This window comes from Streptomyces sp. NPDC048254 (genome assembly GCF_043201895.1).
Lineage (GTDB): Bacteria > Actinomycetota > Actinomycetes > Streptomycetales > Streptomycetaceae > Streptomyces.
Genome location: NZ_JBICZJ010000004.1, coordinates 375,378 through 401,087 on the forward strand (window position 1 = coordinate 375,378; position 25,710 = coordinate 401,087).

Genomic DNA, 25,710 nt, shown 5'->3' on the forward strand with positions numbered 1-25,710 from the left:
CCGATACCGACGACCAGCGGAGCACGCATGACGACGGGAAGCAGCACGGGGAACCAGGCGGCCGAGGTGAAACCCGTCGCCGGGCACATCGGCGCCGAGATCACCGGGGTGGACCTCACCCAACACCTCGACGACGGCATGGTCGCGCTGATCCGGGAGGCGGTGCTGCGCTGGAAGGTCGTCTTCTTCCGGGGGCAGCGGCTGGACCACGCCGGCCATGTCGCCTTCGCCCGCCGCTTCGGCGAACCGGTCGTCCTGGGGCGGCGGGGCAGCGCCTCACCCGCCGGCTTCCCCGAGGTGGAGACCACCGCCGACCGGCTGGAGCTGGGCGGACGGTTCGGCATGGAGCACGAGGAGTGGCTCCAGCGGCGCCGGCACACCCTGCTGCGCGGCTGGCACTGCGACCACGGCGCCCGGATCGACCCGCCCGCCGCGACCATCCTGCGCGCCGAGACCGTTCCGCCGTACGGCGGCGACACCACCTGGGCCAACCTGGCCGCCGCCTATGCCGGGCTCTCCGCACCCGTGCGCGCCTTCGTCGACGGACTGCGCGCCGAGCACCGCCTGGGCGTCGGCTACCAGCCCCGGCCCGGCGACGACTCCTACCTCCGCCACCTCCTCGACCATCAGGTCGCCTCGGTGCACCCGCTGGTGCGCGTCCATCCGGAGACCGGCGAGCGGGTGCTGTACGTCAACGGCTACTACGTCGAGCAGATCACCGACGTCTCCCGCCCGGAGAGCGCCGCGCTCCTGGAGATGCTGCTCGAACAGGCGGTACGGCCCGAGTACACGGTCCGCTTCCGCTGGGAGCCCGGCAGCGTCGCCTTCTGGGACAACCGGGCCACCATCCATCTCGCGCCCGGCGACAACGCCCACCTCGGCTTCCCCCGGGTCATGCACCGGGTGATGCTGCACGGCGAGGTGCCGGTCGGCGTGGACGGCAGGCCGTCGGAGCCGGTGACCGGCACGGCGGCGGGCCGCTGGTGACTCAGGCGCCCGGCTGCGGCCGGCCCAGTGCCGGGCCCAGCCTGGTCGCCATGTCGGTCAGGATCTGCACGTAGTCCTCGTGCTCGAACGTGAACGGCAGCGCGAACGCCACCTCGTCGACCTCGCGGAACGCGGCGTGCGCGTGCAGTTGTTCGGCGATCTCGGCCGAGGTGCCCACCAGGTCCGGTGCGAACAGCAGCCGCCCCGGACCCTGCGGGGCCGTGGTGCGGGGCAGCCGCTTGGCCGCGTACGCCTCGTACTTGGCGCGCTGCTCGGGCGTGGCGGAGTCGGTGGGGATGACGACCAGGCCCTGCGAGACCCGGGCCGCGTCACCGTCCGGGTGGTGGGCGCGGAACTCGCGGATGTGCGAGAGCTGGATCTCCCCGAAGTCGTACGCGTCCTTCGGGTCCCCGGCCCGCACGACACTGCTGGTCAGGAAGTTCATACCGTGCTCGCCCGCCCAACGCGCCGAGCTCAGGCTGCCGCCGCCGTACCAGAGCCGGTGCCCGAGACCGGGGGAGTGCGGCTGGACCACATCCGAGAACACCTCGAAGCCCTCCACCCCGCTGAAGTCGGTGGCAGGCTTGCCCCGGACGTGGTCCAGCAGCCGCTGTACCCGCTCGTAGCTGAAGTCCTCGGCGTCGGCCGTGTCCGGGTAGAGGGCTTCCCTGACCTGGTCGTAGTGCATGGGCGGGCCCACGCTCACACCGGGGTTGAGGCGGCCGCCGGACAGGATGTCGACGGTCGCCAGGTCCTCGGCGAGCCGCAGCGGGTTCTCCCAGCCCAGCGGGATCACCGCGGTGCCCAGTTCGATACGGCTGGTGCGCTGCGAGGCCGCCGCGAGGACGGCCACCGGGGACGAGATGCCGTACTGGAGGTGCCGGTGCCGCACCCAGGCGCTGTCGAAGCCCAGCCGCTCGCCCAGCTCGATGATCTCCAGCGTGGACTCGTGCCCCTTGCCCGGATCCGCCCCGTCGAACAGGCCGATGGTGAGGAAGCCCAGTCTGCGCAGGGGGCGGGGGGTGGACGGCACGGGTCCTCCAGCGGTCGTACGTCAGTTCTGCCCCGATTGTGACACCCGAACATTGCGGGAGTGTGATCAGCTACGGATCAGGTCAGGGGGATGGTGATCTCGTCCTCGACCGGTGGATCCAGCTCCTGCGTACGGTTCCCGGTCGCGGCGAAGCAGCGCAGCCGTACCGCCTCCGGGCTCACGTCGAGGCGCAGGAAGCACTTGAAGAAGGGCGGGGTGTAGGTGGCCGAGCCCGGGGAGAACAGCTGGGTGTAGATCTTCTTCACCGGCAGCCGGAAGCGGGAGGTGCGGTCCGGGCGGCCGCCGGCGCCGAGCAGGCTCGCCACCAGCCGGGTGCGGCGGGTGACCCGGGTGTCCGGGCCGGGCGCGCGGGCGGGCCTGATGCCGAGGCGCTCGGCGATCACGGCCGTCGCCTCCGCCGCGGTGAGCGTGAAGAACCGGGGTAGGCGCAGCCGGCGGCCGTACAGCCGGCTGTAGAAGGCCAGCGAGTCGCCACGCAGCGGGTAGCAGCGGAAGTCGTCCTCGGTGACGTTCGCTATGGAGACCCGCGGGATGGTGTGGGTGGCGTGCATGAAGGCACCGCCGCCGCCCGCCACCACGTACTGGATGGTGCGCCCGGCCACGTCGACCGGGTAGCGCTGGTAGTTGTGGATGTCACCGCCGATCGCCGCCACATAGTGGTGGGCGGGGTCGCGGACGATGTCGTCGACCGTGCCGCCGCCCGCGATCGGACAGGGATGGTGCTCGCCGTCCACGTACAGCGGGGAGCCGGTGACCAGGATCTTCGGGCGCGGCCCCTGCGACACCTGCCGCAGCCAGGCGCCCTGTTCGGCGTCGACCGTGCCGAGCAGACCGGTGTCGATGCCGACGATCCGGACCGGGCCGGCGTCGATGGCCCAGTAGGGGCCGGGCTGTACGGCGTGCTGCTCCGGCGTCGGGCGCAACTTCCGGGCCTGCGCCAGGAGTTGTTCGTCGGCCGGGCTCGGCCGGTGCCACAGCAGGGTGCGCCACCAGGCGCGGGAGAGGGGGCGCGGCTTCGGCTCGGGCGGGAGCGGCGGGGCGTCCTCGCAGAAGACGCGCATGAACGCGCCGAGGTCCTCGTACCAGTCGTGGTTGCCGGGTATCGCGTATATCGGCGCCGGATAGTCCTGGTACGGGCGGAAGAACTTGGTGCCGTAGTCGTCGGTGGTACCGACCGGATAGATCACGTCGCTCGCGATCACCGCGAAGTCGGTGTCCTGACTCGCCTTCAGGAAGCCGGGCACGACGGCGTACTGGGAGTCGTCGCCCTCACCGGTGTCGCCGATCACCATGAACGAGAACCGGTCCGCCTCGGCACGCCGGATCACCTTGTCGGCGGCTGCCCCGGCGGCCGCCCGCTGCGCCACCCAGCGGCTGCGGGTACGGCCGGTCGGGTCGCCGAACCAGGACGCCAGCACGCCGTTGCGGGCGGCCCACATGGTCCTGGGATTGAACCAGAAGAGCTTCTCGACATGGCCGGGCATCAGCCGGCGATAGGCACCGCGCTCGGCCTCGCCCCAGCCGGCGCCTTCTGCTGTTTCGCGTGAGGAGTCAGACACGCGGGCACCGTAGCAATGATCAACGAACCGGTGCGGCGGAGGGGTTGGTGTCCTGCGGGGCCGTCACCATTCGTAGGGGTTCGAGGGGGCGCGGTACGGGTCCTCGGGTCGGGCGGGGGTGCCGTACCGGTCCGGGGCGGCCGGTGCGGTGCGCGACGCCGTGCCCGGCTTGGCCGTGCCGCCGCCCAGTGCCGGGCGGGCGGGGCGGCCGTGCCGCCTCCCGGGTGTGCGTCCGCCGCCCGGTCCCGGTGGCCGTGACCGGGCCGCCCGGGGCGGGGTCACCGGCCTGTCCTTCCCGGCCGCCGCCTGCCGGTTCCAGTCGCCTTCGCCCAGGACCAGCAGCGGGTCGAACATCACCACCACCCCGGCCAGCAGCAGGAAGACGGCCGGGCCCAGCAGCATGGGCAGCAGCAGCGAGGTCGGTGACGCGCTCGACCAGGAGGTGGCGGACGCCGGGTGCACCTCGACGCTCACGGCCGCCATGGCGGTGAAGTGCATGCCGAACACCGCCAGGCCCATCACCAGGCTGGCGCCCAGACTCGCCAGGAAGCCCCGGACCGACACCGCGGCCCACAGGGCGGCCGTCGCCGCCGCGATCGCGATCAGGACCGAGAGGGCGACCGTGACCAGGTCGTAGTGAATCGTTCCGTCAAGGCGGAGCGCGGCCATGCCCAGGTAGTGCATGGCCGCCACGCCGAGGCCGGTGATGACGCCCGCCGTCGAGAGCGTTCCGGCGGTCGCGCCCCGGTAGCCGACCGCGAAGACGCCGATGCCGACCACCAGGATCGCCACCACCAGACTGAGCAGGGTCAGGGCCACGTCGTAGCGGATCGCGGTCTCCTGGACATGGAAGCCGATCATCGCGATGAAGTGCATCGTCCAGATGCCGCAGCCGATGGAGGCCGCGCCCAGCGCGAGCCAGCCGGGCTTCCACGACTGCCCGTTGTGGTACAGCGACCGGACGATGCAGCGCAGCCCCAGGGCTCCGCCCAGACAGGCCATCAGGTAGGCCGCCACCGGAGTGACCGCGCCGTAGTGGAACCCGCTTGTCGTGCCGTGCATAAATGCAACTCCCCCCAGAGTCACGGCTGTTGTGGGGGAAGGTACTACGCGCCGGGGGCGTGCGCCGTGGCGTTCACCGGGACTTCAGCCGCCGCTCGGGCACCACGGGTCGGCACGGCTTCTCCGCAAGCCGTTCTCGGTCCGCGCACAGCCGCGGCTCAGGGTGCGACGATCTTGATCGCGCTCATCCAGCCGTGCCCCTCGGGGCGCGTCTGCAGGGCCATGTGCAGCAACTGGATACCCTCCAGTTCGCGGGCGTGGCGCAGTCCGCCGACGACCACCGGGTTGAGCCCGCCGGAGGCGACCAGCTCGGCCACCTGGTCGCGGGCCGCCGCGTCGTCACCCGCGATGAACACGTCCAGCGGCAGCCCGCCGACCTCGCCCGCGACCAGCGCGCCCGCGAACGTGGTGTTGAAGGCCTTCACCACCCGGGTGCCCGGCGCGGCGGCCTCCGCGATCTGCTGGGCGCCGGAGCTGTCCGGAGGCACGGTGAGCCTGTCGAAGGTGGCGAAGTCCACCGGGTTGGAGATGTCGACGACCGTCTTCCCGGCGAGGTGGTCCCCGTACTCGGCCACCACCTGCCTGGCCACGTCGAACGGCACGGCCAGCACCACCACGTCGGCCGATCCGACCGCGTCCGGCACGGCGGGGGCCACGTCGGCGCCGGGCGTCCGCTCGCCCAGGGCGGCGGCGAGGTTGGCGGCCTTCGCCGGATCGGTGCCGACCAGCCGGACCATGTGCCCGCCCGCCAGGGCCCGGGTGGCGATACCGCCCGCCATGTTGCCTGTGCCGACGATGAAGACCCGCATGGGTGAGCCCTTTCCGTGGGGTGGGAGGTGAATCAGGATAAACAGGATGAATCGGCAAACCCGTCGCGACTCGGGCTGGGCGCGAGGTGTTTCGCCGTCACCCCGTGGGGCGCGCTCCGTACCTGCGGGGTGCCGAGGAGGAACGCCCGACCGCTGGGTAGCCTGGCCCGTCATGGGGGACTGGGAGATGCGGCCGGCGTCGCCGGCGGACGTCGAGGCGGTGGCCGAGCTGCGCGCCGTCGTGCTGCGCGACGATCTGGAGCGGCTCGGTCGGTACGACCCGCGGCGCGTCCGGCAGCGGCTGCGGGACGGGTTCGGTGCGGCCCACACCTGGGTGATCGAGGCGGGCGGCGCCTTCGCCGGCTGTGTCGCGCTGCGGCCGGCCGCCGACGCCCACTGGCTGGAACACTTCTATCTGGCCCCGGACGTCCAGGGCGCCGGCATCGGTTCGGGCGTGCTGCGCGAGCTGCTGGAGCGGTGCGACCGCGACGGCGTGTGCGTCCGGCTGAACGTCCTGCGGGGCAGCGCGGCCAGGCGGCTGTACGAGCGGCACGGGTTCACCGTCGAGACCGAGGATCCGGTGGACGTGTTCATGGTGCGCACGCCGGCCATGTGAGCCCCGCTCGCCCCAACCGCCTCTCCCGGCATAGGGAAAACCCTTGATTGACCTCGACGTGGCTGACATGAGCGGGTCAAGACTGGAATCCTCGCTCAGCACACGCTTTCTCCATGGCGTGCCCACGGATCACGGACCCCGTATCCCGGTCCCCCCGATCCCGGTCCCCGCACAGCTCAGCTCGTCCCGGACAGCACACCCCCGTCTGCCCGGTCTGTCACCGGCCGCGACCCGGCGGCCGCAGCAGGAGGAGTACGAGTGAGACGTCTTCCCCACAGACGCGCCACGGTAGGAGCCGCCCTGGTCTCCACCGTGGCGTTTCTCGCCGTCGGCATCCAGTCGGTTCCGGCGAACGCCAAGCCCGCCGCCCCCCACCCCAGCCCCCTTCGCGCCGGCGGCCTGGAGGCCAAGCTCAGCCCCGCCCAGCACACGGCGCTGATCAAGAGCGCCCAGCAGCAGACCGCCGCGACCGCCCGCACCATCGGCCTCGGCGCCAAGGAGAAACTGGTCGTCAAGGACGTCGTCAAGGACAACGACGGCACCCTGCACACCCGTTACGAGCGCACCTACGCCGGCCTGCCGGTCCTCGGCGGCGACCTGGTCGTGCACACCCCGCCCGCCTCCCTCGCGGCCGGCACGGTCAGCACCACCTTCAACAACAAGCGCACCGTCAAGGTCGCCTCCACCACCGCGACCTTCACCAAGACCGCCGCCGCGACCAAGGCGCTCAGGACCGCCAAGGCCCTCGACGCCAAGAAGCCCGCCACCGACAGCGCCCGCAAGGTGATCTGGGCCGGCAACGGCACCCCGAAGCTCGCCTGGGAGACCGTGGTCGGCGGCTTCCAGGACGACGGCACCCCCAGCCAGCTGCACGTCATCACGGACGCCACCACCGGCAAGGAGCTGTACCGCTACCAGGCGGTCAAGTCCGGCACCGGCAACACCCAGTACAGCGGCACGGTGACGCTGAACACGACCCTGTCGGGTTCGACGTACCAGCTGTACGACACCACGCGCGGCGGCCACAAGACGTACAGCCTCAACAACGCGACGTCGGGCACCGGCACCCTGATGACCGACGCCGACGACGTCTGGGGCACCGGATCCGGCTCCAACACCCAGACAGCCGGCGCCGACGCGGCCTACGGCGCCCAGACGACCTGGGACTTCTACAAGAACACCTTCGGGCGCAGCGGCATCAAGAACGACGGCGTCGCCGCCTACTCCCGCGTCCACTACAGCACGGCGTACGTCAACGCCTTCTGGGACGACTCCTGCTTCTGCATGACCTACGGCGACGGCACGAGCAGCACCCACGCCCTCACCTCGCTCGACGTGGCCGGCCACGAGATGAGCCACGGCGTCACCTCCAACACCGCGGGCCTCGACTACACCGGTGAGTCCGGCGGGTTGAACGAGGCGACCTCGGACATCTTCGGCACCGGCGTGGAGTTCTACGCCAACAACTCCTCCGACGTCGGTGACTACCTCATCGGCGAGAAGATCGACATCAACGGCGACGGCACCCCGCTGCGCTACATGGACGAGCCCGACAAGGACGGCGGCTCCGCGGACAGCTGGTACTCCGGCGTCGGCAACCTCGACGTGCACTACTCCTCGGGCCCCGCGAACCACATGTTCTACCTGCTCTCCGAGGGCAGCGGCACCAAGACCATCAACGGCGTCACCTACAACAGCCCGACCTCCGACGGCGTCGCCGTCGCCGGCATCGGCCGGGCCGCGGCCCTGCAGATCTGGTACAAGGCGCTGACGACGTACATGACGTCCAGCACCAACTACGCGGCAGCCCGGACCGCCGCGCTCAACGCCGCGACGGCTCTGTACGGCGCGAGCTCCACCCAGTACGCGGGTGTGGCCAACGCCTTCGCGGGCATCAACGTCGGCAGCCACGTCACCCCGCCGACCTCGGGGGTGACGGTCACCAACCCGGGCAGCCAGTCCTCGACCGTGGGCACCGCGGTCAGCCTGCAGGTCTCGGCGAGCAGCACCAACAGCGGCTCGCTGACCTACGCGGCGACCGGACTGCCGACCGGCCTGTCGATCAGCAGCTCCACCGGCGCCATCACCGGCACTCCGACGACGGCGGGCACCTACAGCACGACCGTCACGGTGACCGACTCGACGGGCGCCACCGGTACGGCCTCCTTCACCTGGACCGTCAGTTCCAGCGGAGGCGGCGGCAGTTGCACCGCCACCCAGCTCCTCGGCAACGCGGGCTTCGAGTCCGGCAACACCACCTGGACCGCCACCAGCGGGGTCATCACCAACGACACCGACCAGGCGGCACACGCGGGCTCGTACAAGGCCTGGCTGGACGGCTACGGCTCGACCCACACCGACACGCTCTCCCAGTCGGTGACGATCCCGAGCGGCTGCACCAGCACCACGTTCACGTTCTACCTGCACATCGACACCGCCGAGACCACCACCAGCACCCAGTACGACAAGCTGACGGTCGCCGCCGGTTCCACCACCCTGGCCACGTACTCCAACCTCAACGCGGCCTCCGGGTACGTGCAGAAGTCCTTCAGCCTCGGTTCCTTCGCGGGCAGCACCGTGACCCTGAAGTTCACCGGTGTCGAGGACTCCTCGCTCCAGACCAGCTTCGTCGTCGACGACACCGCCGTGACGACCGGCTGACGTACGGGAAAGGTGAGCGTCCCGCACCCGGACTCCGGGTGCGGGACGCTCGGCCGTGTCAGCTCAGCGGGTCCAGCGTGAGGTACGCCTGCTGCGGACTGCCGTCGTTGACCAGCGACTCCTGGTTGCCGACGTCGTCGAAGGCGAAGGCGTACGCCTTGCCGTCGGCCATCTGGGCGTGGATCTTGCGCGCGTAGTGGTTGGTGACCGTGTCCAGGTAGAAGTCGGCCGGGTTGTTGTCCGGCTGGTTCGCACTGGTCAGCAGCGTCGAACGGTTGAAGCCCGCGCAGAGTGTGCGCGAAATCGGTCCGCGCACCTGGTCGTTGGGCGCGTCGAGCAGGTTGTGGCAGCCGAAGATGCTGTTCGCGTCCGGCTTCTGGAAGCTCGTCACCACCGCTCCTGCGGAGTTGCTGAAGTTCATGACATTCCCCGAGACCCGGCCGTAGTACTTGGTGTTCGGCTGGTCGGCGAACGGCGTGACGGTCAGGGTCGACGTCGCGTACTTCGACCAGACCCGGTTGACGTAGTCGTCCATGACGGTCGACGGCAGCGCCCCGGTCTCCACGCCGTACAGCGGGGAGAGCGCCCGGAGGACCGTGCCGTCGGACCGGGTCTGGATCAGGTTCGCCCAGCCGCCGGGCTGCCCGCGCAGGGCGCTGAAGAACCCGTTGTAGCCGCCCGACTTGAGGTGCCCGGTGCTGGCCGTGCTGCCGTCGGAGCGCTGTACTCCGACCGCGTAGGGCACCGAGAACATGTCCACCTGGGTGCTGTTGATCCACAGACCCGAGTCGTTGAGCGTGTACTCGGACCAGTTGAAGAGGATGTTGCGGTTGGGGTCGCTCGGGTTCTGCACGGCGGGCTGCACCAGACCGCCGGTGGTCAGTCTGAAGTCGAGCTTCTGGCCGTAGGAGAAGTAGATCCGGCCGGAGAACTTCGGGATCCGGATCGTCGTGGACTGTCCTGCCGCCGGGCCCGTGATCGAGGCGTCCGGCGCGGGGGTCGGCGGGGTGCCGCCGGCCGGCCAGGCGTGGAAGGTGCCGTTCGCGTCCGCCCAGCCCTGCCGACCGGTGGAGAGCTGGGTGCCGAGGTCGTAGACGTACACCTGATCGCCGCGGCCGGAGTTGTTGGTGATCTTGAGCGGGATCGTGTCCGGCACCGCCGCGTCGGCCGGGTGCGGGGTGCCCAGGGTGAGCACTCCGCCGATCAGCGCCGCAGCGGCCGCCAGGGGCAGCGTCCGGCGTGCGAGTCCTGTGCGCACTCTCCACCTCCGTGTGGGGTCGGGGTCGTACGGACATTGGTCCGTACCAGCTTGAGAGCGCTCTCAGCGTGGCGGCGAGGCGGGTGCATGTCAATGAGTTGGGACGGAATCGGGGGCCCGTCGGCCGACGGGCCCCCGATTCCCGGGACGCGTCGGGATCAGAAGGTGCGCTTCAGCAGACCGAACAGCGCGTCCCAGTGGCGCTCGGCCGCCTCGGCGGAGTACGACGGGGTGTCGGCCTGGGTGTAGCCGTGCTCGGCGCCCCGGTAGATCTCGCAGGTGTTGCGGACCCCGGCGGCGGTGAGCGCCTCCTCGAAGGTGCGGATCTGCTCCTCGGTCATCGACTGGTCCTGGTCGGCGAAGCCGAAGTACACCTCCGCCCTGATCCCGGGGGCCAGCAGGTGCGGGCTGTCCGCCTCCTCGGTGACCAGCCGGCCACCGTGGAAGCCGCCCACCGCGGCGACCCGGTCCGGGAACGCGGCAGCGGTCCGCACGGCCAGCCGGGCGCCCATGCAGTAGCCGGTGATCGCGACCGGCCCCTCGGCCACCAGCGGGCTCTGGGCGAACCAGTCCAGGTAGGCGGCCGAGTCCCGGTCACTGAACTCGGGCGTCAGCGACATCATGATCGGCATGATCCGCTGCCAGATCGTCGGGTCCGCCGAGGGGTCGATGAACTCGGGGAGGTCGATGACCGGCGTGCGGCCGGAGCGGTAGAAGACGTTGGGGACCAGAACCGTGTAGCCCGCGCCGGCGAGCCGGTCCGCCATCGACTTCAGGTGCGGGCGGATTCCGTAGGCGTCCTGGTAGAAGAGCACGCCGGGGTGCGGGAGTCCGTCGGCGGGGTGGGCCAGGTAGGCGTCGGCGACGCCGTCCTCGGTGGTGATGTCCACGTCGGTTCCCTGTACGGCGGTCATGGCGCAGTGCCTCTCTGTGGAGTCGGCGTCGGGTCGGGGGAGGCCCGGCGCGGCATGTCACGATCATCGTGGCACGCGGAGGTGAGAGGACCCTCGCGCGGGGACCCCGATGTCACTCGAAGCGCGAGGTGTCTCCCGCGCCCTGGCGGACGATCACCGCCTCGCCGTCGGAGAAGTCGATGACCGTGGTCGGCTCGGTGCCGCAGTCCCCGGAGTCGACCACCGCGTCCACCTGGTGGTCGAGCCGGTCCTTGATCTCCCAGCCCTGGGTCAGCGGCTCCTTCTCGTCCGGCAGCAGCAGGGTGCTGGACAGCAGCGGCTCGCCCAGCTCCGCCAGCAGCGCCTGGGTGACCACGTGGTCGGGGATCCGCACCCCGACGGTCTTCTTCTTCGGGTGCAGCAGCTTGCGCGGCACCTCCCGGGTCGCCGGCAGGATGAAGGTGTAGCTGCCGGGGGTCGAGGCCTTCACGGCCCGGAACACGTCGTTGTCGATGCGCACGAACTGGCCGAGCTGGGCGAAGTCGCGGCACATCAGGGTGAAGTGGTGCCGGTCGTCCAGGTGCCGGATGCCGCGGATCCGGTCGATGCCGTCGCGGCTGCCGAGCTGGCAGCCCAGCGCGTAGCAGGAGTCGGTCGGGTATGCGATGAGTGACCCCGAGCGCACCGCGTCGGCGATCTGGGAGATGCTGCGCGGCTGCGGGTTGTCGGGGTGCACGTCGAAGTACTTCGCCATTCGACGAGCTTATGCCGTACGGGCCCGAACGGCCGCGCTGACCCGGCGGGACGGGTGCGGCCGGGGGCGGAGCGATGCCCGAGCTCCGGCCGGGGGAGGCGTTTCCCGGCGCCGAGTGGTGTCTTTCCCGGAGCCCGACGGCGCCGGCCCGGCCCGGCCCGGGTCTTCGGAATTCGTGTGCATACCCGCGGGATTTCCGGGCACCCGCTCCATCAGCCGCCCGAGGGCCCTCCCCCCGGCCCCGGGTGAGGCGTTCTCCGCCGGCGGCCCTTCCCCCGAGGGCCGCCGGCGGAGGTGTACCCGGCGGTCGGGACCGGCCCAGGTTCATCGGGTAACGTCCGGAGACCGAGGCGGACACCAGGGACGAGGAGCAGGGCGAATGGCAGGCCGGGAAGGCGAGGGCCCGCACCCCCCGATACCCCACGGCGACACCTGGGCCGTGCAGCTCCTCGACCATCTGCGCCCCGGCGCCCGCGACCCGCGCCGCGTGGTCGCCTGGCTCGCCCGCGCGGTGCAGGCGACGGTCTGCCTCCAGGACGCCGACGGCACCCTGCTCGCCGGGGAGCGGCTGTCCCTCGACGACGGCCTCGTCGCCGGAGTGGCCACCGGCCGGATCTCCGCCGCCGCCGTCCAGGACGGCGACCGGCATCTCCGGCTGGTCTCCGTCCACGCCCCCGACCCGCGCCCGGCGGCCATCTCCCTGCTCGCCGTGGCCCGCGCCACCCCCTTCGACCGGCGCGCCGCCGAGATCGTCACCCACACCGCCGGCATCGTCGAACTCCTGCTGCGCGACCGCGAGTCGACGGCCGCCGGGCGCCGGCTCCGACGGGCCACCGCCGATCTGCGCCTGGCCATCCTGCAACTGCTGATGGTGGAGGACACCGTCTCCGCCCGGCGGGTCGCCGCCGGTCTGTGGCCCGGTCTCCTCGACACCGACAGCGCCTGCGTGTACGTCGTCGAGGGGCACCCGGCGGAGCGCGACGGGCTCGCCGAGGACTGCCTCGACATCACCCGCGGCCAGGCCCTGGTCGTGCGCTGTCCCGCGGTCGACGGCCATGTCATCGTCGTCAGCCCCGCGCCCACGGCGGGCCAGTGGCTGCGCTCGCTGGTCGACGGCCGCCCCGGCACCTTCCTCGGCGGCAGCGTCCGGCAGAGCCTCGCCCGCACCGCCACCGCCTACGGCCAGGCCATCAGCGCCCTGGCCGTCGCCCACTTCCGCTCCGACCAGGCCGCCGTCTACGCCGAACGCACCCACCCGGAACGGCTGATGGACCCCGCCGCATTGCACGCCTGGTCCACGGCGGTGCTCCGGCCGCTGGACACCCTGCCCCACCACACCCGCGCGGAACTCCTCGCCACCACCCGTCTCGGCCTGGAGTTCACCGCCGTCAGCGCGGCCAAGGTCCTCGGCGTCAGCCGCAACACCGTCCGCGCCCGCATGGACCGCGTCGAGGCCCTCCTGGGCGCCGATTTCTCCGACCTCGCCGTGCGCGCCACCGCTCATCTGGCGCTGAACACCCAGGCGGCCCGGACGGAGGACCTCAGCGGTACGGCACCGCAGGCGTCCGGCGCGCGGCTCGGGGACCTGCTGGCCGGGCCCGGGCTGCGCGCCTGGGCGCACGAGCTGCTGGACCGGCTGACCCGGGACGGCCGTGACCTGCGCGGTACCCTGCGGGCCTGGATCGCCGCCGACGGCAACGCCGAACGCGCCGCCCAGGACCTGGGGATGCACGCCCAGACCGTCCGCGAACACGTCCGGGGCGCCGAACCCGTCCTGGAGCGTCAGCTGCTGGCCGCCGGCACCGATCTGTACGAGGTCGTCCTGGCCCACCTCGCCCTCGGGGACCTCACCGCACCCGCCCTGCTCCGGGCGAATCCGGGCCAACCGGACTGACCTGTGCACGGGTGAGTCCTTCAGGTGCCCGATCGGGCATCGCTGCGATACCCAACGGCCGGATCCGCACGTAAGTTCACGTTCCGCGGGGGCACGACCGGAACGGGGGACCGGTCGCCGCCCCCGCGACCCTGACTCAGGTCCCCGCGACCGCCGGGCTCACACCCCCAGCCGTACCGGGATCTCCTGCCAGCCGAAGGCGATGAACGACGGCACCTGCCGCAGCTCCTCCGCCCCGACCGCCAGCCGCAGTCCCCGGAAGCGGTCGAACAGGGCGGGCAACGCGGCGAGCGCCTCCGCCCGGGCCAGCGGCGCGCCGATGCAGCGGTGCACCCCGAGCCCGAACGAGAGATGGTCGTCGGCCCCGCGCGCCGCGTCGAACACGGCCGCGTCCGGCCCGTAGCGCTCCGGGTCCAGCCCCGCCGCCGCGTACGTCGTGATGATCGCGTCCCCGGCCGGGACGGTGACGTCCCCGACCTTCAGGTCGGTCACCGCGAACCGCAGCGGCAGCGAGGCGATCGACGGATGAACCCGCAGGGTCTCGTCGATCACCGCGTCCCAGCCGACCGTCCCGGCGCGCACCGCCGCGAGCTGCACCGGATGCGTCAGCAGCGCCACCGTCGCGTTGCCGATCAGGTTGACCGTGGTCTCGAATCCGGCGCCGATCACCAGCAGCAGCGTGTACAGCAGTTCCTCGTCGCTGAGCCGGTCACCGTCTTCGTCGCGGACCCGGATCAGCTCCGTGGTCATGTCGTCGCCCGGGTGCGTGGCCTTGTACGCGATCAGCCCGCCGAGGACCGTGCCGATGCGCTCCTGCACGAACACGGCGTGCGCCGGGGTCGGGTCGGAGGTGTCCATGATGGCCGCGATCAGCTCACCGGTGTCCGCCCGCATCTCCTCGGGCACCCCGAACAGTTCGCAGATCATCCGCATGGGCAGCGGATGCGCCAGCTCGGCACGGAGGTCCACCACCGAGCCGTCGGCGCCCGCGGCCGCCACCGCGTCGAGCAGCTCCTCGGCGATGGCGGCGACGCGCGGCAGCATGGCCTCGGTGCGCCGGTGCGTGAAGCTCGGCGCCACCAGCTTGCGCAGCCGCGTGTGGTCGGGGCCGTAGGCGGAGAGCATGTTGACCACGCCGATCCAGCTGACGACCCAGCCCCAGGAGGGGTGTTCGCCGATCTCCGGCCACAACCGCCAGTGCTTGCGCGGGTCCTTGCTGACCCGGGGGTCGAGGATCAGTTCCTTGAGGACGTCGTAGCCGGTGGGCGCCCAGGCGGGTATGCCGCCGGGCAGTTCTACCGGAACGACGGGGCCGAGGGCGCGTAACCGTGCGCTCTCCGCCGCGATGTCGGAGCCGAACGGGTCGAGAGCGATACGGTCGGTGACGGTCACGACGACTCTCCAGGCTGGTCGGGGGAGCGGGGGCTGAACCGGACGGGCAGGGATGTCAGCGAGCGGTGGAACGGGCCGGGCCGCCAGCTGAGCCGCTCGCGGGGCAGGACCGGGTCGAGGTCGGGCAGCCACAGGGTGAGCCGCTCGATCGCCTCGGTCGCGATGAGCAGCGCGTGGTGCCGCACCGGGCAGGCGTGCGGGCCCGCGCCCCACGACAGGTGCGAGGCGTCCCCGGCCCCCCGTCCGGTGGTGACCTCCCGCTCGGCGAACAGCCCCACGGCACCGAAGGAGACGACCACCGGGATCGCCGGCCTGACCCACGCCCCGTGGAGGGAGACGGGCCGGCGGGCGTAGTAGATCCCGTAGTTGGCCAGCGGGGTCTCGTGGTGCAGCACCTCGACCACCGCGTCCATGACCGGGCGGGCGCCGCTGGTCAGCGTGGAGTAGTAGAGGGAGTTGCCGAGGATCCGGGACAGCGCGTTGGACACCAGGTTCGTGGTCGGCTCGTACCCGGCGCCGAGGGTGAGGAAGACCTGCCAGGTGACCTCCTCCTGGGTCAGCCCGGCCGGATGGTCCAGGAGCATGCTCGGCAGGTCCTCGCCGCGCTCGGCGACCTTGGCGGCGACCAGCCGCAGCACGTAGTCGGCGAACTCCGCCTCGCCCTCGGCCGCCTGCGCGCCGCCCTCCATCATCTTCAGAAGGCCCTCGTTGAGCCGGTCGCCCTGGCTGTCCGGCAGCCCGAACAGGTTGTTGAACACCAGCGCCATCAGCGGCCGGGTGAAGTCGGCGACGAGATCCGCCTCGCCGCGCGGCCCGAAACGGTCCACCAGCACCCGTACCGCGCGGTGCACCAGCGCGCGCAGATCGTGCGGCTCGATCAGGTCGAACACGTCGATGAGGCTGGTGCGGTAGCGGATGTGGGCGTCGGCGTCGGAGAACAGGGCGTTGGGCCGCCAGCGCATCATGCCGAGCAGCGGGGAGTCCTCGGGGACGGTGGCCTCCCAGCCCCGCGGGTCGTGCGAGAAGGTCTCCACGTCCCGCAGCACGTCGAGGGCGGCGCGCCGTTCGGTGATCACGTACGCGGGTGTGCCCGGCGCCAGCTCCGCCCAGCCGACCGGGCCCTGGGCCCGCAGCGCCGCGTAGTAGCCGTGCGGGTTCCGGGCGAAGCCGTCCTCCCACAGGCGCACCGGTCCGGAGACGGTGAAGGACTGCTGCACGGTCATCGGGCCTCCGCCGGGCGGTCGTCGATCAGATGCTGTACGAGGGCGAGCAGCGCGTCGATCGAGGAGTGCGGGTCCCGGGCGTCACAGGTCACCATCGGGGTGCCCGGCTCCAGGTCCAGGGCGGCCCGCAACTGTTCGCTCGTGTGGTGACTGGGCGCGTCGGGAAACGCGTTGAAGGCGACCGCGTACGGCAGCCCCGCCTCCTCCACCAGGCCCAGCACGTCGAAGGAAGCGTCTATCCGCCGGCTGTCCACCAGGACCAGGGCGCCGAGCGCCCCGTAGGAGATGTCGTCCCACAGCGTCCGGAACCGCTGTTGCCCCGGCGTCCCGAACAGATAGAGCACGATGCCGCCGGCCAGGCTGATCCGTCCGAAGTCGATCGCGACGGTCGTCGTCTCCTTCTCCCGTACCCCGTCGAGCTCGTCGACCTGGGCGGAGGCCTCGGTGAGGTGCTCCTCGGTGTGCAGCGGGCGGATCTCCGACACCGCGTCGATCAGGGTCGTCTTGCCCACCCCGAACGGCCCGGTGACCAGGATCTTCACCAAGTCGCGGGCGCTGTCGGGGAGATGGGTGCCGCCCGTGCGGGGCAGCTCACTGGTGCTTGAGGGCGCGGAGGCCATCGGCCACTCTCTTCAGCAGGTCGGGGTCGAACCGTTCGGCGGGCGGGATCGGCGCGCGGGCCTGGATCAGGTCCCGGTCGACGAGGTCGGCGGCCAGCACCCGGACGGCGGAGACCGGCAGCCGCAGCAGCGCGGCCGCCTCCACCAGCGTCAGCGCGCCACCGGACAGCAGCTCCAGCAGGGCCTGTTCGGCCGCGGGCAGACCGGCGGGCAGGGGGGTGCCGTCGCGGGTGAGCACGGTCAACCGTTCCAGATGCGGACGGCAGGGCCGGGCCACCCCGCCGGTCGACAGATACGCGGGGACGAGGGGACGGCCGCCACGGCGGCCGGTCATGCCGGCGCGCCGCCGTCGGAGCCTCTGGGCGCCGCCGCCATCGCCTTCTCGCCCAGCCGGGCCACCTGCGAGTGGACGCGGTGCGCCAGCAGGTCCAGCCGCACCTCCGGGTCGCCGTAGGCCGCCACGCAGGTGCCGTGGTCGGTCGGCACGATCAGCACGTACCCGTGGTCCGACTCGATGACCACCTGCCGCACCTCGGCCCGGTCCCGGTCCGCGAACGCGGCGGCCGCGGCCCGGCAGGCGCCCTGCACGGTACTGGTGATCGCGGCCACCCGCTCGGCGGTCGCCTGGGACAGGGCGTCGGTGTACCCCGTCGCGAGGCCGTCCCGGGTGAGCAGGACGGCGGCCAGTACATGCGGTACCTGCAGGATCGGATCCAGCACCCATGCCGTCTCGCCCGCATCGCGGCTGGTCATCTGGCCGCTCCTCCTTCGTCGTCGGTCCGTTGGGGATCGGGCGCGCCGGCCCGCTTGGGGGTCCGCGCCGCGGCGGTGCCGTACTGCAGGGCCGCGAGCGCGGCGGCCGCCTCCTCGGGGCGCCGGGCGGCCGGCTGCCGCTGCGGTACGCCGGGGGTGTCGGGACGGGTTCGGCGCCGTCGCTGCGGCAGGCCGCCCAGGTCACCGGGCTCCTGATGGCCGGGGGCGCGTTCGTGCTCGGCCGCGGCGGGTGCCGGAGCCGCGGGTGCGGGTGCGGGGGCCGGGGGCGCCGGGGGCTCGGCCGACGGCGTCCCGTCCGCGGCGGGCCGGCCCGACGGCGTTTCGTGCAGGATCGGCTCGCGGGCCGGCTCCCGGCGCACCGCCGTGCGCTCGCGCGTCGAGCGCGGCGCGCTGGCCGACGGCGGCCGTTCGTCCGGGTCGATCCGGCCGAGTAGATGGCTGTCGACCCGCAGTACCGCGCGCACTCCGCCGTAGGGCGAGGGGGAGGAGACGTCGACGCTCAGGTCGAACTGGCGGGTGAGCTGGCCGACCGCGGCCAGGCCCATGCGCGGCGGATCGCCGAGGTCGGTCAGCAGGATCGGGTCGCTGCCCGCCACCAGCCGCTGGCCGCGGGCCCGTTCGTCCTGCGTCATGCCGAGGCCGGCGTCGTCCACGGTGACGCACACCCCGTGGTGGACGTGCTCCAGGTTGACCACGACGTCGGTGTCCGGTGCCGAGTGGCGCAGCGCGTTGTCGAGGAGTTCGGCGACGATGATGGCGACCGGTTCGACCGCGTGGGACACCAGGGCGGTGCCCGGCTCCAGATGGTTGTGGACCGTGACCCGGTGGTATCCGGCGAGCCGGGCCTGGCCGCCGGTCACGGCGTCCACCACGTGGGACTCCTCGCGGGCCAGCCCCACCCAGGCCCCGCACACCACCGCCGCCACCTGCGCCCGCCGCAGCGACTGCTCGTTCTCGTGGTCCAGCGCGAACAGGGTCTGCGCCAACTCCGGGTCGTCGTAGTGCTGCTGGAGTCCGCGCAGGGCGTCCTGCAGGCGGTACAGGGCGGCCTGGATCTCCCGGGTGGCGCCCCGCATACCGGCCTGCGCGGCCGCGTCGATCCGGATGCGCTGTGCGGTCAACTCCTCGCGCAGCGCGGTGAGTACGTACTCCAGCGCGATCCCCGTGGGGGTCCCGGGCGTGTTCTGCCCGGCCGGACCCGGCACCTTGAGGTGCGGGTGCGTGAGCTGCGCGGCGGCCGCGGGCATCCGGCGGGCGGCCAGATGCTCGACCTCGGAGATGAACGTGCCCTCGGCGCCCGCCAGTTGGGCACGCAACTCCTGCACCTCGGCCCGCAGTGCCGCCTTCTGGCGCCGGGCCCGCAGCAGGCTGCCGCCGAGGGCGAGCGCGGAGAGCGTTCCGGCGGCGAGACCACCGGCCACCAGTTCCGGCAATTCGATCATGGAATCGGTTTCCAGGGGGAGTAGGGCAGCAGTGGTCACGGGGAGCCCAGGGCCCTCCCATGTGGCGCTCGCAGCACAGTACACACCGTCATCGACCGGCCCCGCACGGTGAATCGTTACATCACTTCGAATCTGCTCGGTGAGTGTTCGCTTCTGTGTCAACTGTCGGAAATGCCTTGCGCAGAAGGCGAGTTGGAGCCGTGTGCGGTTCGTGCCGTCAGCGCGTGGCGGCGGCCGGCGCCGGCAGGTCGAAGACGTGGGCGGGCGAGATGATCCGGGTGATCGCCTGGCCGAAGAGGGTGCTGGGCTCGATGTTCCCCCGGTAGCTGATGTCGGTGTTCAGCAGGACGACCACGGTCGTCCGCGCCGACGGCAGATAGACGGTCAGGGCCTCGTAGCCCGGCAGCGAGCCGTTGTGCCCGATCCAGCCCTGGACGTCGAAGATGCCGAGGCCGTACCCGGCGCCCGCGATTCCCGTCGGCGGGGTCGTCAGCCGCTGCTTCTGGACGGCCGGGCCGACCATGGCCGTGCCGTCGGGGAAGACCCCGGTGGCCGCCGTGCGCGCCCAGGTGTGCAGATCGTCCAGGTCGGAGATCATCGCACCGGCCGCCCAGGCCCAGGAGGGGTCCCAGCCGGCGGTCTCCTCGACCTTTCCGGTCGCCGTCTGGTCGGTGTAGCCCTGTGCGTGCGGGGTGGGGAACTCGTTCCCGGCCGGGAACACCGTGTGGCTCATGCCCGCCGGAGCGAGGACGTGCTCCCGGAGGTAGTCGCCGAGCCGCTGTCCGCTCTCCTTCTCGACGAGCAGGCCGAGCAGGATCAGGTTGGTGTTGGAGTAGGAGAACTTCTGCCCCGGCTGGAACATCACCGGGTGGCTGAAGGAGTAGGCGAGCAACTGCCGCGGGGAGAAGTGGCGTTGCGGAACCGAGGTCAGCGCCTTGAAGAAGCTGTTGTCCTCGGAGTAGTTGAACAGCCCGCTGCGCATCCCGGCCAGGTCCCGCAGGGTGATCCGGTCACCGTTCGGCACCCCGTCGAGGTACCTGCCGACGGGGTCGTCCAGGCCCACCTTGCCCTGGTCGACCAGTTGCAGCACGGCGGTCACGGTGAACATCTTGGTCTCGCTGCCGATCCGCATGTACAGGTCGGACGACATCCTCTGGCCGGTGTCCTTGTTCGCGACCCCGAACGAGCGAACGTAGTCGGGCCGGCCGGGTGTCCAGACCCCGACGGTCACCCCGGGCACGTCGGCCTCGCGCATGACCTTCCGCACGGCGGCGTCGAGTTGGCGGGCCACGGCCGGGGTCATGTCCCGGACGTCCGGGCTGCCGGACGGTGACGGGGTGGCCGAGGCCGTGGCGAACGCGGCCGGTACGGAGGCGGACGCCCCGCCGACGGGCGGCACCGTCAGTGTCCCCAGCGCGACGGCGATCGCGGCTCCGCCGCGCAGCATGGCGGACGTGTGCGACATGGGCTGACTCCAAGCACGCGAGAGGGACGTGCGGTGGGGTCGGACGTCAGAACCCTGACTTCACAGGGTACGAGCGCGTGTCCGGCGGCGCCTGTCGACCGGAGGATCCCGGGATGCTTGTAGGACAGGTGGCCGGGTCCGATCGGGGGGCTGTGCTCACCCGACCCGGTGAGCGCGCGGGACGGCGCGTACCACCGGCGCGTTCCCGGGCGTTGCTCCGGCATGGACGGATCCTCACCCACGCCCTGGCGCCCGGCCCGGGAGCCGCGCGCCCTCCGCTCCAGCGAGCCGATCTACGCCCAGCTCCGGCAGGAGTGGCGGGACCAGGGCCGTACCGTGCCGGCCGAACCCGAGGGCCGGCGCGCCATCGTGTTCGTCCCGCCGCCCCGCCGCTGACCTCGCTACTCCCCGCACATCGGGGCCAGCACCGACAGCGTCCCGTTGGCCTCCCGCAGGGCCAGTTCCAGCGTGCCCGGCGCATGCAGCGCACCACTGCCGTCCGGCGGCACCAGCCACTCCAGATACCGCGCCGGCCGGTACGGCGGCGGTACGGCGACCCAGGCACCCTTGGTCGCACAGCGCAATCCGGAGCCGATCCAGCCGCCGGACGGATCGGGCGGCAGGAAGAAGCCGACCCGGCCCGCCGCGCTGTCCACCAGGGTCGGCCCGGGCACCGGCAGCGGCGGCCGCCACAGCAGGTCCAGTGTGAGCAGACCGAGCCGTTCCGGGACGCTCAGCACATCCCAGTAGCGGCCCGCCTCCAGCAGGGCGACGCCCTCCCCGTGGTCCCACTCCCGCTTGCACGCCCGGGGGTCCGCCGAGGCCGCCGCGAGCCATTCCACACCCTGCATCCACATCGCGTTCGTCATGCACTGCTCCGGGGGATCACCGCTCACCTGTTTCGGACGCAGGGAACGACCGACGCCGGGCACTCGGTGCGTTCGCACGCCAACCCGGCATATGCATGCTGGTAGATATTTCTATGTGGCGGAAGGGGTGGCGAACCCTGGCGTTTTGGGGCGAATGTTCGAACACTGCACATGGGTGCGCTTGTTGATCAGTGCAAGGGCCGGCTCTCGGGCGCGGCGGCGCACGAATCCGTCGTCATGGCAGATGATTCGAGTGTTAGATCTTGAAGTAGCGACGGTATCGGTCGTACGCTCCCGGTATTCCGTCGCCGCCGCTCCCGACCAGGGGTACTCCATGGACCGCACCCGACTGCACGCCCTGCTGGCCCGGGAGAGCGCCGAGGCCGAGCGGCGCAATCCCCGCTCCCGAGCGGCATATGCCGACGCCGGCCATCTCTTCGGCCGGGTCCCGATGACCTGGATGAACAAGACCGCCGGTGCCTTCCCCCGCTACCTGGCGACCGCGCGCGGCGCCCGGGTCACCGACATCGACGGGCACACGTACATCGACTTCTGCCTCGGCGACACCGGCGCGATGGCCGGTCACTCGCCGGTCGTCGTGACGGAGGCGGTGCACCGCAGGTTCGCCGAGCTGGGCGGGGCCACCGCGATGCTGCCGACGGAGGACGCGGAGTGGGTGGGCGCGGAGCTGACCCGCCGCTTCGGGCTCGCCCGCTGGAGCTTCTCGCTCACGGCGACGGACGCCAACCGGTGGGCGATCCGCCTCGCCCGGGCCGTCACCGGCCGCCCGAAGATCCTGGTGAACAGCTACAGCTACCACGGCAGCGTCGACGAGTCCCTCATCGTCGTGGGCCCCGACGGCAAGGGCGCACCCCGCCCCGGAAACGTCGGCGCGCCCTGTGACGTCACCCTGACCAGCCGGGTCGCCGAGTTCAACGACCTGGCGCAGTTGGAGCGCGAACTCGCCCACGGTGACGTGGCCGCCGTCCTCATGGAACCCGCGCTCACCAACATCGGCATCGTCCTGCCGGAACCCGGCTACCTGGCCGGCGTGCGCGCCCTGACCAGGCAGTACGGCACGCTGCTGATCAACGACGAGACGCACACCTTCTCCGCAGGCCCCGGCGGCTGCACCGCCGCCTGGGACCTGGAGCCGGACCTGCTGACCATCGGCAAGGCCATCGGCGGCGGCATCCCGGCCGGCGCCTACGGCCTCTCCGCCGACCTCGCCGAGCGCCTGCTGTCCCGCGCCGACCTGGACCTGGTCGACATGGGCGGGGTCGGCGGCACCCTCGCCGGCAACGCGCTCTCGGTCGCGGCCACCCGGGCCACCCTGGAGCACGTCCTCACCGACGAGGCGTTCGCCCGCATGGCACGCCTCTCCGAACGCTTCGAGACCGGCGTCCGGCAGGCTGTGGAGGCGCACGCCCTGCCCTGGTCGGTCAGCCGGCTCGGGGCCCGCACCGAGTACCGCTTCGCCGCCCCGGCCCCGCGCACCGGGACCGAGTCCGCGGCCGCCGCCGACACCGGGCTGGAGGACTTCCTGCACCTCTACCTCGCCAACCGGGGCATCCTCCTGACCCCGTTCCACAACATGGCCCTGATGTGCCCCGACACCACCGAGCAGGACGTCGACACCCACACCGCGGTGTTCGGCGCCGCCCTGCTCGAACTCGTCGGCTGAGGACGGGAAAGAGGACGGGAAAGGGGAGTCAGGACGCACATGGACGACATCGACCGGGCCATCCTGCGCGAGCTGCAGAACGACGGCCGGATCGCCTACGCCGACCTCGGACCCCGGGTCGGCCTGTCCGCCTCCGCGGCCAGGCAGCGACTGCAGCGACTGCTGGACTCCCGGGCCGTGCAGGTCGTCGGCGTCACCGACCCGATGGCCATGGGCGGCCAGGCGATGGCGCTGCTCGGCATCGGCGTGGACGGCGACCCCCGCGCCGTCGCCGACGCCCTCGCCGTACACCCCGAAGTGGTCTACTCGGTGTTCACCTCGGGCGGCTTCGATCTGTTCGCGGAGGTGGTCACCCCCGGCCCGAAGGACCTGCTCGACTTCGTCAACGACATGGTCCGGCCGGTCGAGGGCGTGCGCGAGGTCCGGTCGTTCCCGTACTTCGGCATCCACACCCACCGCTTCCTGTGGGACGTGGGCTGAGCCGGGACGTGGGCCGGGACCTCAGGTGATGCCGGGCGCCAGGACGAGCATGGTGGCGTCGTCCCGCACCTCACAGCGCCGGGACAGGTCGGCCCACACCAGTTCGGTGAGCTGGGCCGCCTCCGCGCCGGCGAACCCGGCCAGCCGCTCCGGGAGCGGATAGAAGCGCCCGGCCTGGTCACGCGCCTCCCAGACCCCGTCCGAGGCGATGAACAGCCGGTCGCCGGGCCCCAGCTCGACCGTGACCTCCTTCGGCGGTTCCACCCCCACCAGACCTAGCCCCACCGGTGCCCCCGGCGCGACGGCCAGTTCCTGGGCAAGGCCGTCGCGCAGCAGCACCGGTGCCGGATGACCGCAGGCCACCAGCCGCACGGACCGCAGGTCGGCGGAGAACTCCACCAGCAGGGCCGTCGCGAACAGCTCCGCGTGCGGTACGTCGGCCGAGTCCACCGTCAGCCGGCGGTCCATCCGCGCCGCCACCGACTCCAGGTCCGGCTGGTCGAGGACCGCCTCCCGGAACGCGCCGAGCAGCGACACCACCGTGGAGACGGCGGCCAGCCCGTGCCCGCGTACGTCCCCCATCACCGCCCGCACGCCGAAGGGCCCCTCCCGCACGTCGAAGAAGTCCCCGCCGACCAGCGTGCCGTGCTGTGCGGCCCGGTACAGCCCGACGCATTCCACCGCCCCCACCCGCTTCGGCAACGGCGGCAGCACGGCCCGCTGCACCGCCTCGCCCACCGCCCGCTCGGTGACCAGCTGCGCGTCGCGGTGGCTGCGCACGTACGAAACGAACACGCTCAGTAGCGCGACGAAGGTGACCGTGAGCAGGTCGGTGTCGCCGGGATGGTTCAGATGGGTGGCGGGCACGTTCAGCAGGACCACGACCAGGCAGCTGAGCATGGCCGTGGCCAGCGGGCCGTACGACAGCACGGCCAGCGGCGGGATGGCCCCGAGAAGGAACCCGAAGTCGTGTCCGTCGGGGCTGATCAGCGTCGCCGCGGTCACGACCGCGAGCAGCAGCACGGGCAGCACCCGAACCCAGCGCGGCGGCGGTGCACCCTGCAGCCAGCCACGCCCGTCCCGGTAGTCACGCGACGACCGGTCGCGCACCCAAGTCACATCCCTAAGCTACGCCCGTGCCCGGACACCGGTCCCGTGCGGATCTTGAAATGCCGGAGCGGCGAATTCCGTGGCCGGGTGCGGACCGGGGCCCCTGCCGTGTGGCCGTACGCCCGGGACCGGACGGAAGGAGACGAGTGTGATGTCCGTCTCACCCGTCCCGCGCTCCTTCCCGTCTCCCGGGCGTGACAGGGAGATCGCTAGCCGACGTCCTTGCCCAGCAGGGCCTCCGCCTCCGTGAGGATCTCGGTGACCCGCAGGGCGAACGCGGCGTCACAGGGGTGCGGGCGGCCCGTGCTGACGGCGGTGACCAGGGCGTCGGCGGCCCGGGACAGGGCGGGCACGGCTCCTTCCGTACTCCTCGGCAGCAGCGTCACCCCCGCCTCGCCCCGCAGCTCCACATCGGCCCCGGCCGCCGCCGGGGGAGCCGTGAGGCTCAGGGCCACCGTGCTCGACGCGCCGGCGGCATGGTCGAGAACCAGATGGACGGTGTCCGCGGGGCCGTGCACGGCGGCCGCCACCCGCCGTACGTCGCCCAGGACCGGCAGCAGCACGGACAGGGCGTGCGGGCCCACGTCCCACAGCGCGCCCTTCTCCCGCCGCCACGGCGACGCGGCGAACGGGCTCTCGTCGGTGAACACCGACCCCAGCCACTGTGCCCGCGCCGTGAACCACCCCGCCGTCCCGGCCTGGACGTCGATCCACGCCTCCGGTTCGCTCTGGAAGCGGGTGGTGAAGAAGACCACCGAGGCGACCCCGGCCCGCTCGACCGCCTCCACCACCGCCCGCCCCTCGGCGACGCCGAGCGCGAGGGGCTTGTCCAGCAGCAGATGCCGGCCCGCCGCCGCGGCCCGCACCGCCAGCTCCGCCTGGACCGCCGGCGGCAGCGCCACCGCCACCGCGTCGACATCGGCGAACAGCGCGTCCACGTCGTCGTACGCCCGGCCCCCGTACTCCCCGGCCAGCTCCGCCGCGGCCTCCGGGCGGCGGCCCCACACCCCGGTGAAGTCCAGCGATCCGTGCCCCGCCAGCGCGGGGGCGTAGGCCGCCCGTGCCCAGGGGCCCGTCCCCAGCAGTCCGATGCGCATCTCCCGT

The 25,710-nt window shown here is 72.2% G+C and carries 24 protein-coding genes; 7 read left to right on the forward strand and 17 right to left on the reverse strand.

Going from position 1 to position 25,710, the window contains the following annotated elements; genetic code table 11:
- Positions 1–27: 27 nt before the first annotated feature.
- On the forward strand, positions 28–987 hold the full coding sequence (locus tag ACGFZQ_RS14385) for a TauD/TfdA dioxygenase family protein (RefSeq protein ID WP_393840616.1): 960 nt from the start codon (positions 28–30) through the stop codon (positions 985–987).
- Position 988: 1 nt separating this feature from the next.
- Here ACGFZQ_RS14385 and ACGFZQ_RS14390 read toward each other — a convergent pair whose 3' ends face one another.
- From ACGFZQ_RS14390 to ACGFZQ_RS14405, 4 genes are all read right to left on the reverse strand, one after another.
- Positions 989–2,020 carry an LLM class flavin-dependent oxidoreductase gene (locus ACGFZQ_RS14390; RefSeq protein WP_393840617.1) on the reverse strand — a complete coding sequence of 344 codons (1,032 nt, stop codon included), beginning with the start codon at positions 2,018–2,020 and terminating at the stop codon, positions 989–991.
- Between the two features lie 77 nt (positions 2,021–2,097).
- Positions 2,098–3,600: a metallophosphoesterase family protein gene (locus ACGFZQ_RS14395; RefSeq protein WP_393840618.1), complete on the reverse strand. Its 1,503-nt coding sequence runs from the start codon at positions 3,598–3,600 to the stop codon at positions 2,098–2,100.
- Positions 3,601–3,663: 63 nt separating this feature from the next.
- Entirely contained in the window at positions 3,664–4,662 is a 999-nt protein-coding gene (locus ACGFZQ_RS14400; RefSeq protein ID WP_393840619.1) for an MHYT domain-containing protein, read from the reverse strand.
- Positions 4,663–4,820: 158 nt separating this feature from the next.
- On the reverse strand, positions 4,821–5,471 hold the full coding sequence (locus ACGFZQ_RS14405) for an NAD(P)-binding domain-containing protein (RefSeq protein WP_351736911.1): 651 nt from the start codon (positions 5,469–5,471) through the stop codon (positions 4,821–4,823).
- A gap of 172 nt (positions 5,472–5,643) precedes the next feature.
- On the opposite strand from ACGFZQ_RS14405, the gene ACGFZQ_RS14410 reads away from it, so the two are divergent.
- Complete coding sequence (locus ACGFZQ_RS14410; RefSeq protein ID WP_393840620.1) at positions 5,644–6,087, forward strand: GNAT family N-acetyltransferase; 444 nt, start codon at positions 5,644–5,646, stop codon at positions 6,085–6,087.
- Positions 6,088–6,345: 258 nt separating this feature from the next.
- Positions 6,346–8,748, forward strand: a complete 2,403-nt coding sequence (locus tag ACGFZQ_RS14415; protein ID WP_393840621.1) for a M4 family metallopeptidase — start codon at positions 6,346–6,348, stop codon at positions 8,746–8,748.
- Positions 8,749–8,806: 58 nt separating this feature from the next.
- On the opposite strand, the gene ACGFZQ_RS14420 is transcribed toward ACGFZQ_RS14415, so the two are convergent.
- The 3 genes from ACGFZQ_RS14420 to ACGFZQ_RS14430 all read right to left on the reverse strand — a co-directional run bounded on the left by ACGFZQ_RS14420 (position 8,807) and on the right by ACGFZQ_RS14430 (position 11,653).
- Positions 8,807–10,006, reverse strand: a complete 1,200-nt coding sequence (locus ACGFZQ_RS14420) for a glycoside hydrolase family 64 protein (RefSeq protein WP_393840622.1) — start codon at positions 10,004–10,006, stop codon at positions 8,807–8,809.
- Positions 10,007–10,164: 158 nt separating this feature from the next.
- Positions 10,165–10,920, reverse strand: a complete 756-nt coding sequence (locus ACGFZQ_RS14425; protein WP_393840623.1) for a dienelactone hydrolase family protein — start codon at positions 10,918–10,920, stop codon at positions 10,165–10,167.
- 112 nt (positions 10,921–11,032) lie between these two features.
- A complete protein-coding gene (locus tag ACGFZQ_RS14430; RefSeq protein WP_393840624.1) occupies positions 11,033–11,653 on the reverse strand; it encodes an L-threonylcarbamoyladenylate synthase in 621 nt (206 codons plus the stop codon).
- A 379-nt stretch (positions 11,654–12,032) separates the two neighbouring features.
- Between ACGFZQ_RS14430 and ACGFZQ_RS14435 the strand changes: the two genes are divergently transcribed.
- Positions 12,033–13,547 (forward strand): helix-turn-helix domain-containing protein, encoded by a 1,515-nt coding sequence (locus tag ACGFZQ_RS14435; protein ID WP_393840625.1) that lies wholly within the window; start codon positions 12,033–12,035, stop codon positions 13,545–13,547.
- Positions 13,548–13,706: 159 nt separating this feature from the next.
- Here ACGFZQ_RS14435 and ACGFZQ_RS14440 read toward each other — a convergent pair whose 3' ends face one another.
- The 7 genes from ACGFZQ_RS14440 to ACGFZQ_RS14470 form a co-directional block, all read right to left on the reverse strand.
- The gene (locus ACGFZQ_RS14440) at positions 13,707–14,939 is read right to left on the reverse strand and encodes a cytochrome P450 (protein ID WP_393840626.1); all 1,233 of its coding nucleotides are present in this window, start codon (positions 14,937–14,939) and stop codon (positions 13,707–13,709) included.
- Positions 14,936–16,162, reverse strand: a complete 1,227-nt coding sequence (locus tag ACGFZQ_RS14445; protein WP_351736897.1) for a cytochrome P450 — start codon at positions 16,160–16,162, stop codon at positions 14,936–14,938. Before ACGFZQ_RS14445 ends, ACGFZQ_RS14440 begins: the two co-directional genes overlap by 4 nt.
- The gene (locus tag ACGFZQ_RS14450) at positions 16,159–16,782 is read right to left on the reverse strand and encodes an ATP/GTP-binding protein (RefSeq protein WP_393840627.1); all 624 of its coding nucleotides are present in this window, start codon (positions 16,780–16,782) and stop codon (positions 16,159–16,161) included. The genes ACGFZQ_RS14445 and ACGFZQ_RS14450 overlap by 4 nt, the downstream gene beginning before the upstream one ends.
- Positions 16,754–17,116, reverse strand: coding sequence for a DUF742 domain-containing protein (locus ACGFZQ_RS14455; RefSeq protein ID WP_393840628.1), 363 nt, complete (start codon positions 17,114–17,116; stop codon positions 16,754–16,756). Before ACGFZQ_RS14455 ends, ACGFZQ_RS14450 begins: the two co-directional genes overlap by 29 nt.
- Positions 17,113–17,535 carry a roadblock/LC7 domain-containing protein gene (locus tag ACGFZQ_RS14460; RefSeq protein WP_351711146.1) on the reverse strand — a complete coding sequence of 141 codons (423 nt, stop codon included), beginning with the start codon at positions 17,533–17,535 and terminating at the stop codon, positions 17,113–17,115. Before ACGFZQ_RS14460 ends, ACGFZQ_RS14455 begins: the two co-directional genes overlap by 4 nt.
- Positions 17,532–18,998, reverse strand: a complete 1,467-nt coding sequence (locus ACGFZQ_RS14465) for an ATP-binding protein (RefSeq protein ID WP_393840629.1) — start codon at positions 18,996–18,998, stop codon at positions 17,532–17,534. Before ACGFZQ_RS14465 ends, ACGFZQ_RS14460 begins: the two co-directional genes overlap by 4 nt.
- 217 nt (positions 18,999–19,215) lie before the next feature.
- The gene (locus ACGFZQ_RS14470) at positions 19,216–20,463 is read right to left on the reverse strand and encodes a serine hydrolase domain-containing protein (protein ID WP_393840630.1); all 1,248 of its coding nucleotides are present in this window, start codon (positions 20,461–20,463) and stop codon (positions 19,216–19,218) included.
- A 222-nt stretch (positions 20,464–20,685) separates the two neighbouring features.
- Between ACGFZQ_RS14470 and ACGFZQ_RS14475 the strand changes: the two genes are divergently transcribed.
- On the forward strand, positions 20,686–20,859 hold the full coding sequence (locus tag ACGFZQ_RS14475; protein ID WP_351736887.1) for a hypothetical protein: 174 nt from the start codon (positions 20,686–20,688) through the stop codon (positions 20,857–20,859).
- A 5-nt stretch (positions 20,860–20,864) separates the two neighbouring features.
- Here ACGFZQ_RS14475 and ACGFZQ_RS14480 read toward each other — a convergent pair whose 3' ends face one another.
- Complete coding sequence (locus tag ACGFZQ_RS14480) at positions 20,865–21,332, reverse strand: hypothetical protein (protein ID WP_351711138.1); 468 nt, start codon at positions 21,330–21,332, stop codon at positions 20,865–20,867.
- A 334-nt stretch (positions 21,333–21,666) separates the two neighbouring features.
- On the opposite strand from ACGFZQ_RS14480, the gene ACGFZQ_RS14485 reads away from it, so the two are divergent.
- Together ACGFZQ_RS14485 and ACGFZQ_RS14490 are read left to right on the forward strand one after the other, a co-directional pair.
- The gene (locus ACGFZQ_RS14485; protein ID WP_393840631.1) at positions 21,667–23,016 is read left to right on the forward strand and encodes a transaminase; all 1,350 of its coding nucleotides are present in this window, start codon (positions 21,667–21,669) and stop codon (positions 23,014–23,016) included.
- Positions 23,017–23,055: 39 nt separating this feature from the next.
- Positions 23,056–23,496, forward strand: coding sequence for an Lrp/AsnC family transcriptional regulator (locus ACGFZQ_RS14490; RefSeq protein WP_351736883.1), 441 nt, complete (start codon positions 23,056–23,058; stop codon positions 23,494–23,496).
- 21 nt (positions 23,497–23,517) lie between these two features.
- Here ACGFZQ_RS14490 and ACGFZQ_RS14495 read toward each other — a convergent pair whose 3' ends face one another.
- Together ACGFZQ_RS14495 and ACGFZQ_RS14500 are read right to left on the reverse strand one after the other, a co-directional pair.
- Entirely contained in the window at positions 23,518–24,615 is a 1,098-nt protein-coding gene (locus ACGFZQ_RS14495; protein WP_393840632.1) for a PP2C family protein-serine/threonine phosphatase, read from the reverse strand.
- A 200-nt stretch (positions 24,616–24,815) separates the two neighbouring features.
- On the reverse strand, positions 24,816–25,703 hold the full coding sequence (locus ACGFZQ_RS14500; RefSeq protein ID WP_393840633.1) for a Gfo/Idh/MocA family protein: 888 nt from the start codon (positions 25,701–25,703) through the stop codon (positions 24,816–24,818).
- Positions 25,704–25,710: the final 7 nt, after the last annotated feature.

Excerpts from the sequence above, each read along its gene's own strand:
- ACGFZQ_RS14385 (WP_393840616.1), top strand. The coding sequence starts at position 28 with ATGACGACGGGAAGCAGCACGGGGAACCAGGCGGCCGAGGTGAAACCC.
- ACGFZQ_RS14400 (WP_393840619.1), bottom strand. The coding sequence starts at position 4,662 with ATGCACGGCACGACAAGCGGGTTCCACTACGGCGCGGTCACTCCGGTG.
- ACGFZQ_RS14405 (WP_351736911.1), bottom strand. The coding sequence starts at position 5,471 with ATGCGGGTCTTCATCGTCGGCACAGGCAACATGGCGGGCGGTATCGCC.
- ACGFZQ_RS14410 (WP_393840620.1), top strand. The coding sequence starts at position 5,644 with ATGGGGGACTGGGAGATGCGGCCGGCGTCGCCGGCGGACGTCGAGGCG.
- ACGFZQ_RS14425 (WP_393840623.1), bottom strand. The coding sequence starts at position 10,920 with ATGACCGCCGTACAGGGAACCGACGTGGACATCACCACCGAGGACGGC.
- ACGFZQ_RS14430 (WP_393840624.1), bottom strand. The coding sequence starts at position 11,653 with ATGGCGAAGTACTTCGACGTGCACCCCGACAACCCGCAGCCGCGCAGC.
- ACGFZQ_RS14435 (WP_393840625.1), top strand. The coding sequence starts at position 12,033 with ATGGCAGGCCGGGAAGGCGAGGGCCCGCACCCCCCGATACCCCACGGC.
- ACGFZQ_RS14445 (WP_351736897.1), bottom strand. The coding sequence starts at position 16,162 with ATGACCGTGCAGCAGTCCTTCACCGTCTCCGGACCGGTGCGCCTGTGG.
- ACGFZQ_RS14450 (WP_393840627.1), bottom strand. The coding sequence starts at position 16,782 with ATGGCCTCCGCGCCCTCAAGCACCAGTGAGCTGCCCCGCACGGGCGGC.
- ACGFZQ_RS14455 (WP_393840628.1), bottom strand. The coding sequence starts at position 17,116 with ATGACCGGCCGCCGTGGCGGCCGTCCCCTCGTCCCCGCGTATCTGTCG.
- ACGFZQ_RS14460 (WP_351711146.1), bottom strand. The coding sequence starts at position 17,535 with ATGACCAGCCGCGATGCGGGCGAGACGGCATGGGTGCTGGATCCGATC.
- ACGFZQ_RS14465 (WP_393840629.1), bottom strand. The coding sequence starts at position 18,998 with ATGATCGAATTGCCGGAACTGGTGGCCGGTGGTCTCGCCGCCGGAACG.
- ACGFZQ_RS14470 (WP_393840630.1), bottom strand. The coding sequence starts at position 20,463 with ATGTCGCACACGTCCGCCATGCTGCGCGGCGGAGCCGCGATCGCCGTC.
- ACGFZQ_RS14475 (WP_351736887.1), top strand. The coding sequence starts at position 20,686 with ATGGACGGATCCTCACCCACGCCCTGGCGCCCGGCCCGGGAGCCGCGC.
- ACGFZQ_RS14480 (WP_351711138.1), bottom strand. The coding sequence starts at position 21,332 with ATGACGAACGCGATGTGGATGCAGGGTGTGGAATGGCTCGCGGCGGCC.
- ACGFZQ_RS14485 (WP_393840631.1), top strand. The coding sequence starts at position 21,667 with ATGGACCGCACCCGACTGCACGCCCTGCTGGCCCGGGAGAGCGCCGAG.
- ACGFZQ_RS14490 (WP_351736883.1), top strand. The coding sequence starts at position 23,056 with ATGGACGACATCGACCGGGCCATCCTGCGCGAGCTGCAGAACGACGGC.
- ACGFZQ_RS14500 (WP_393840633.1), bottom strand. The coding sequence starts at position 25,703 with ATGCGCATCGGACTGCTGGGGACGGGCCCCTGGGCACGGGCGGCCTAC.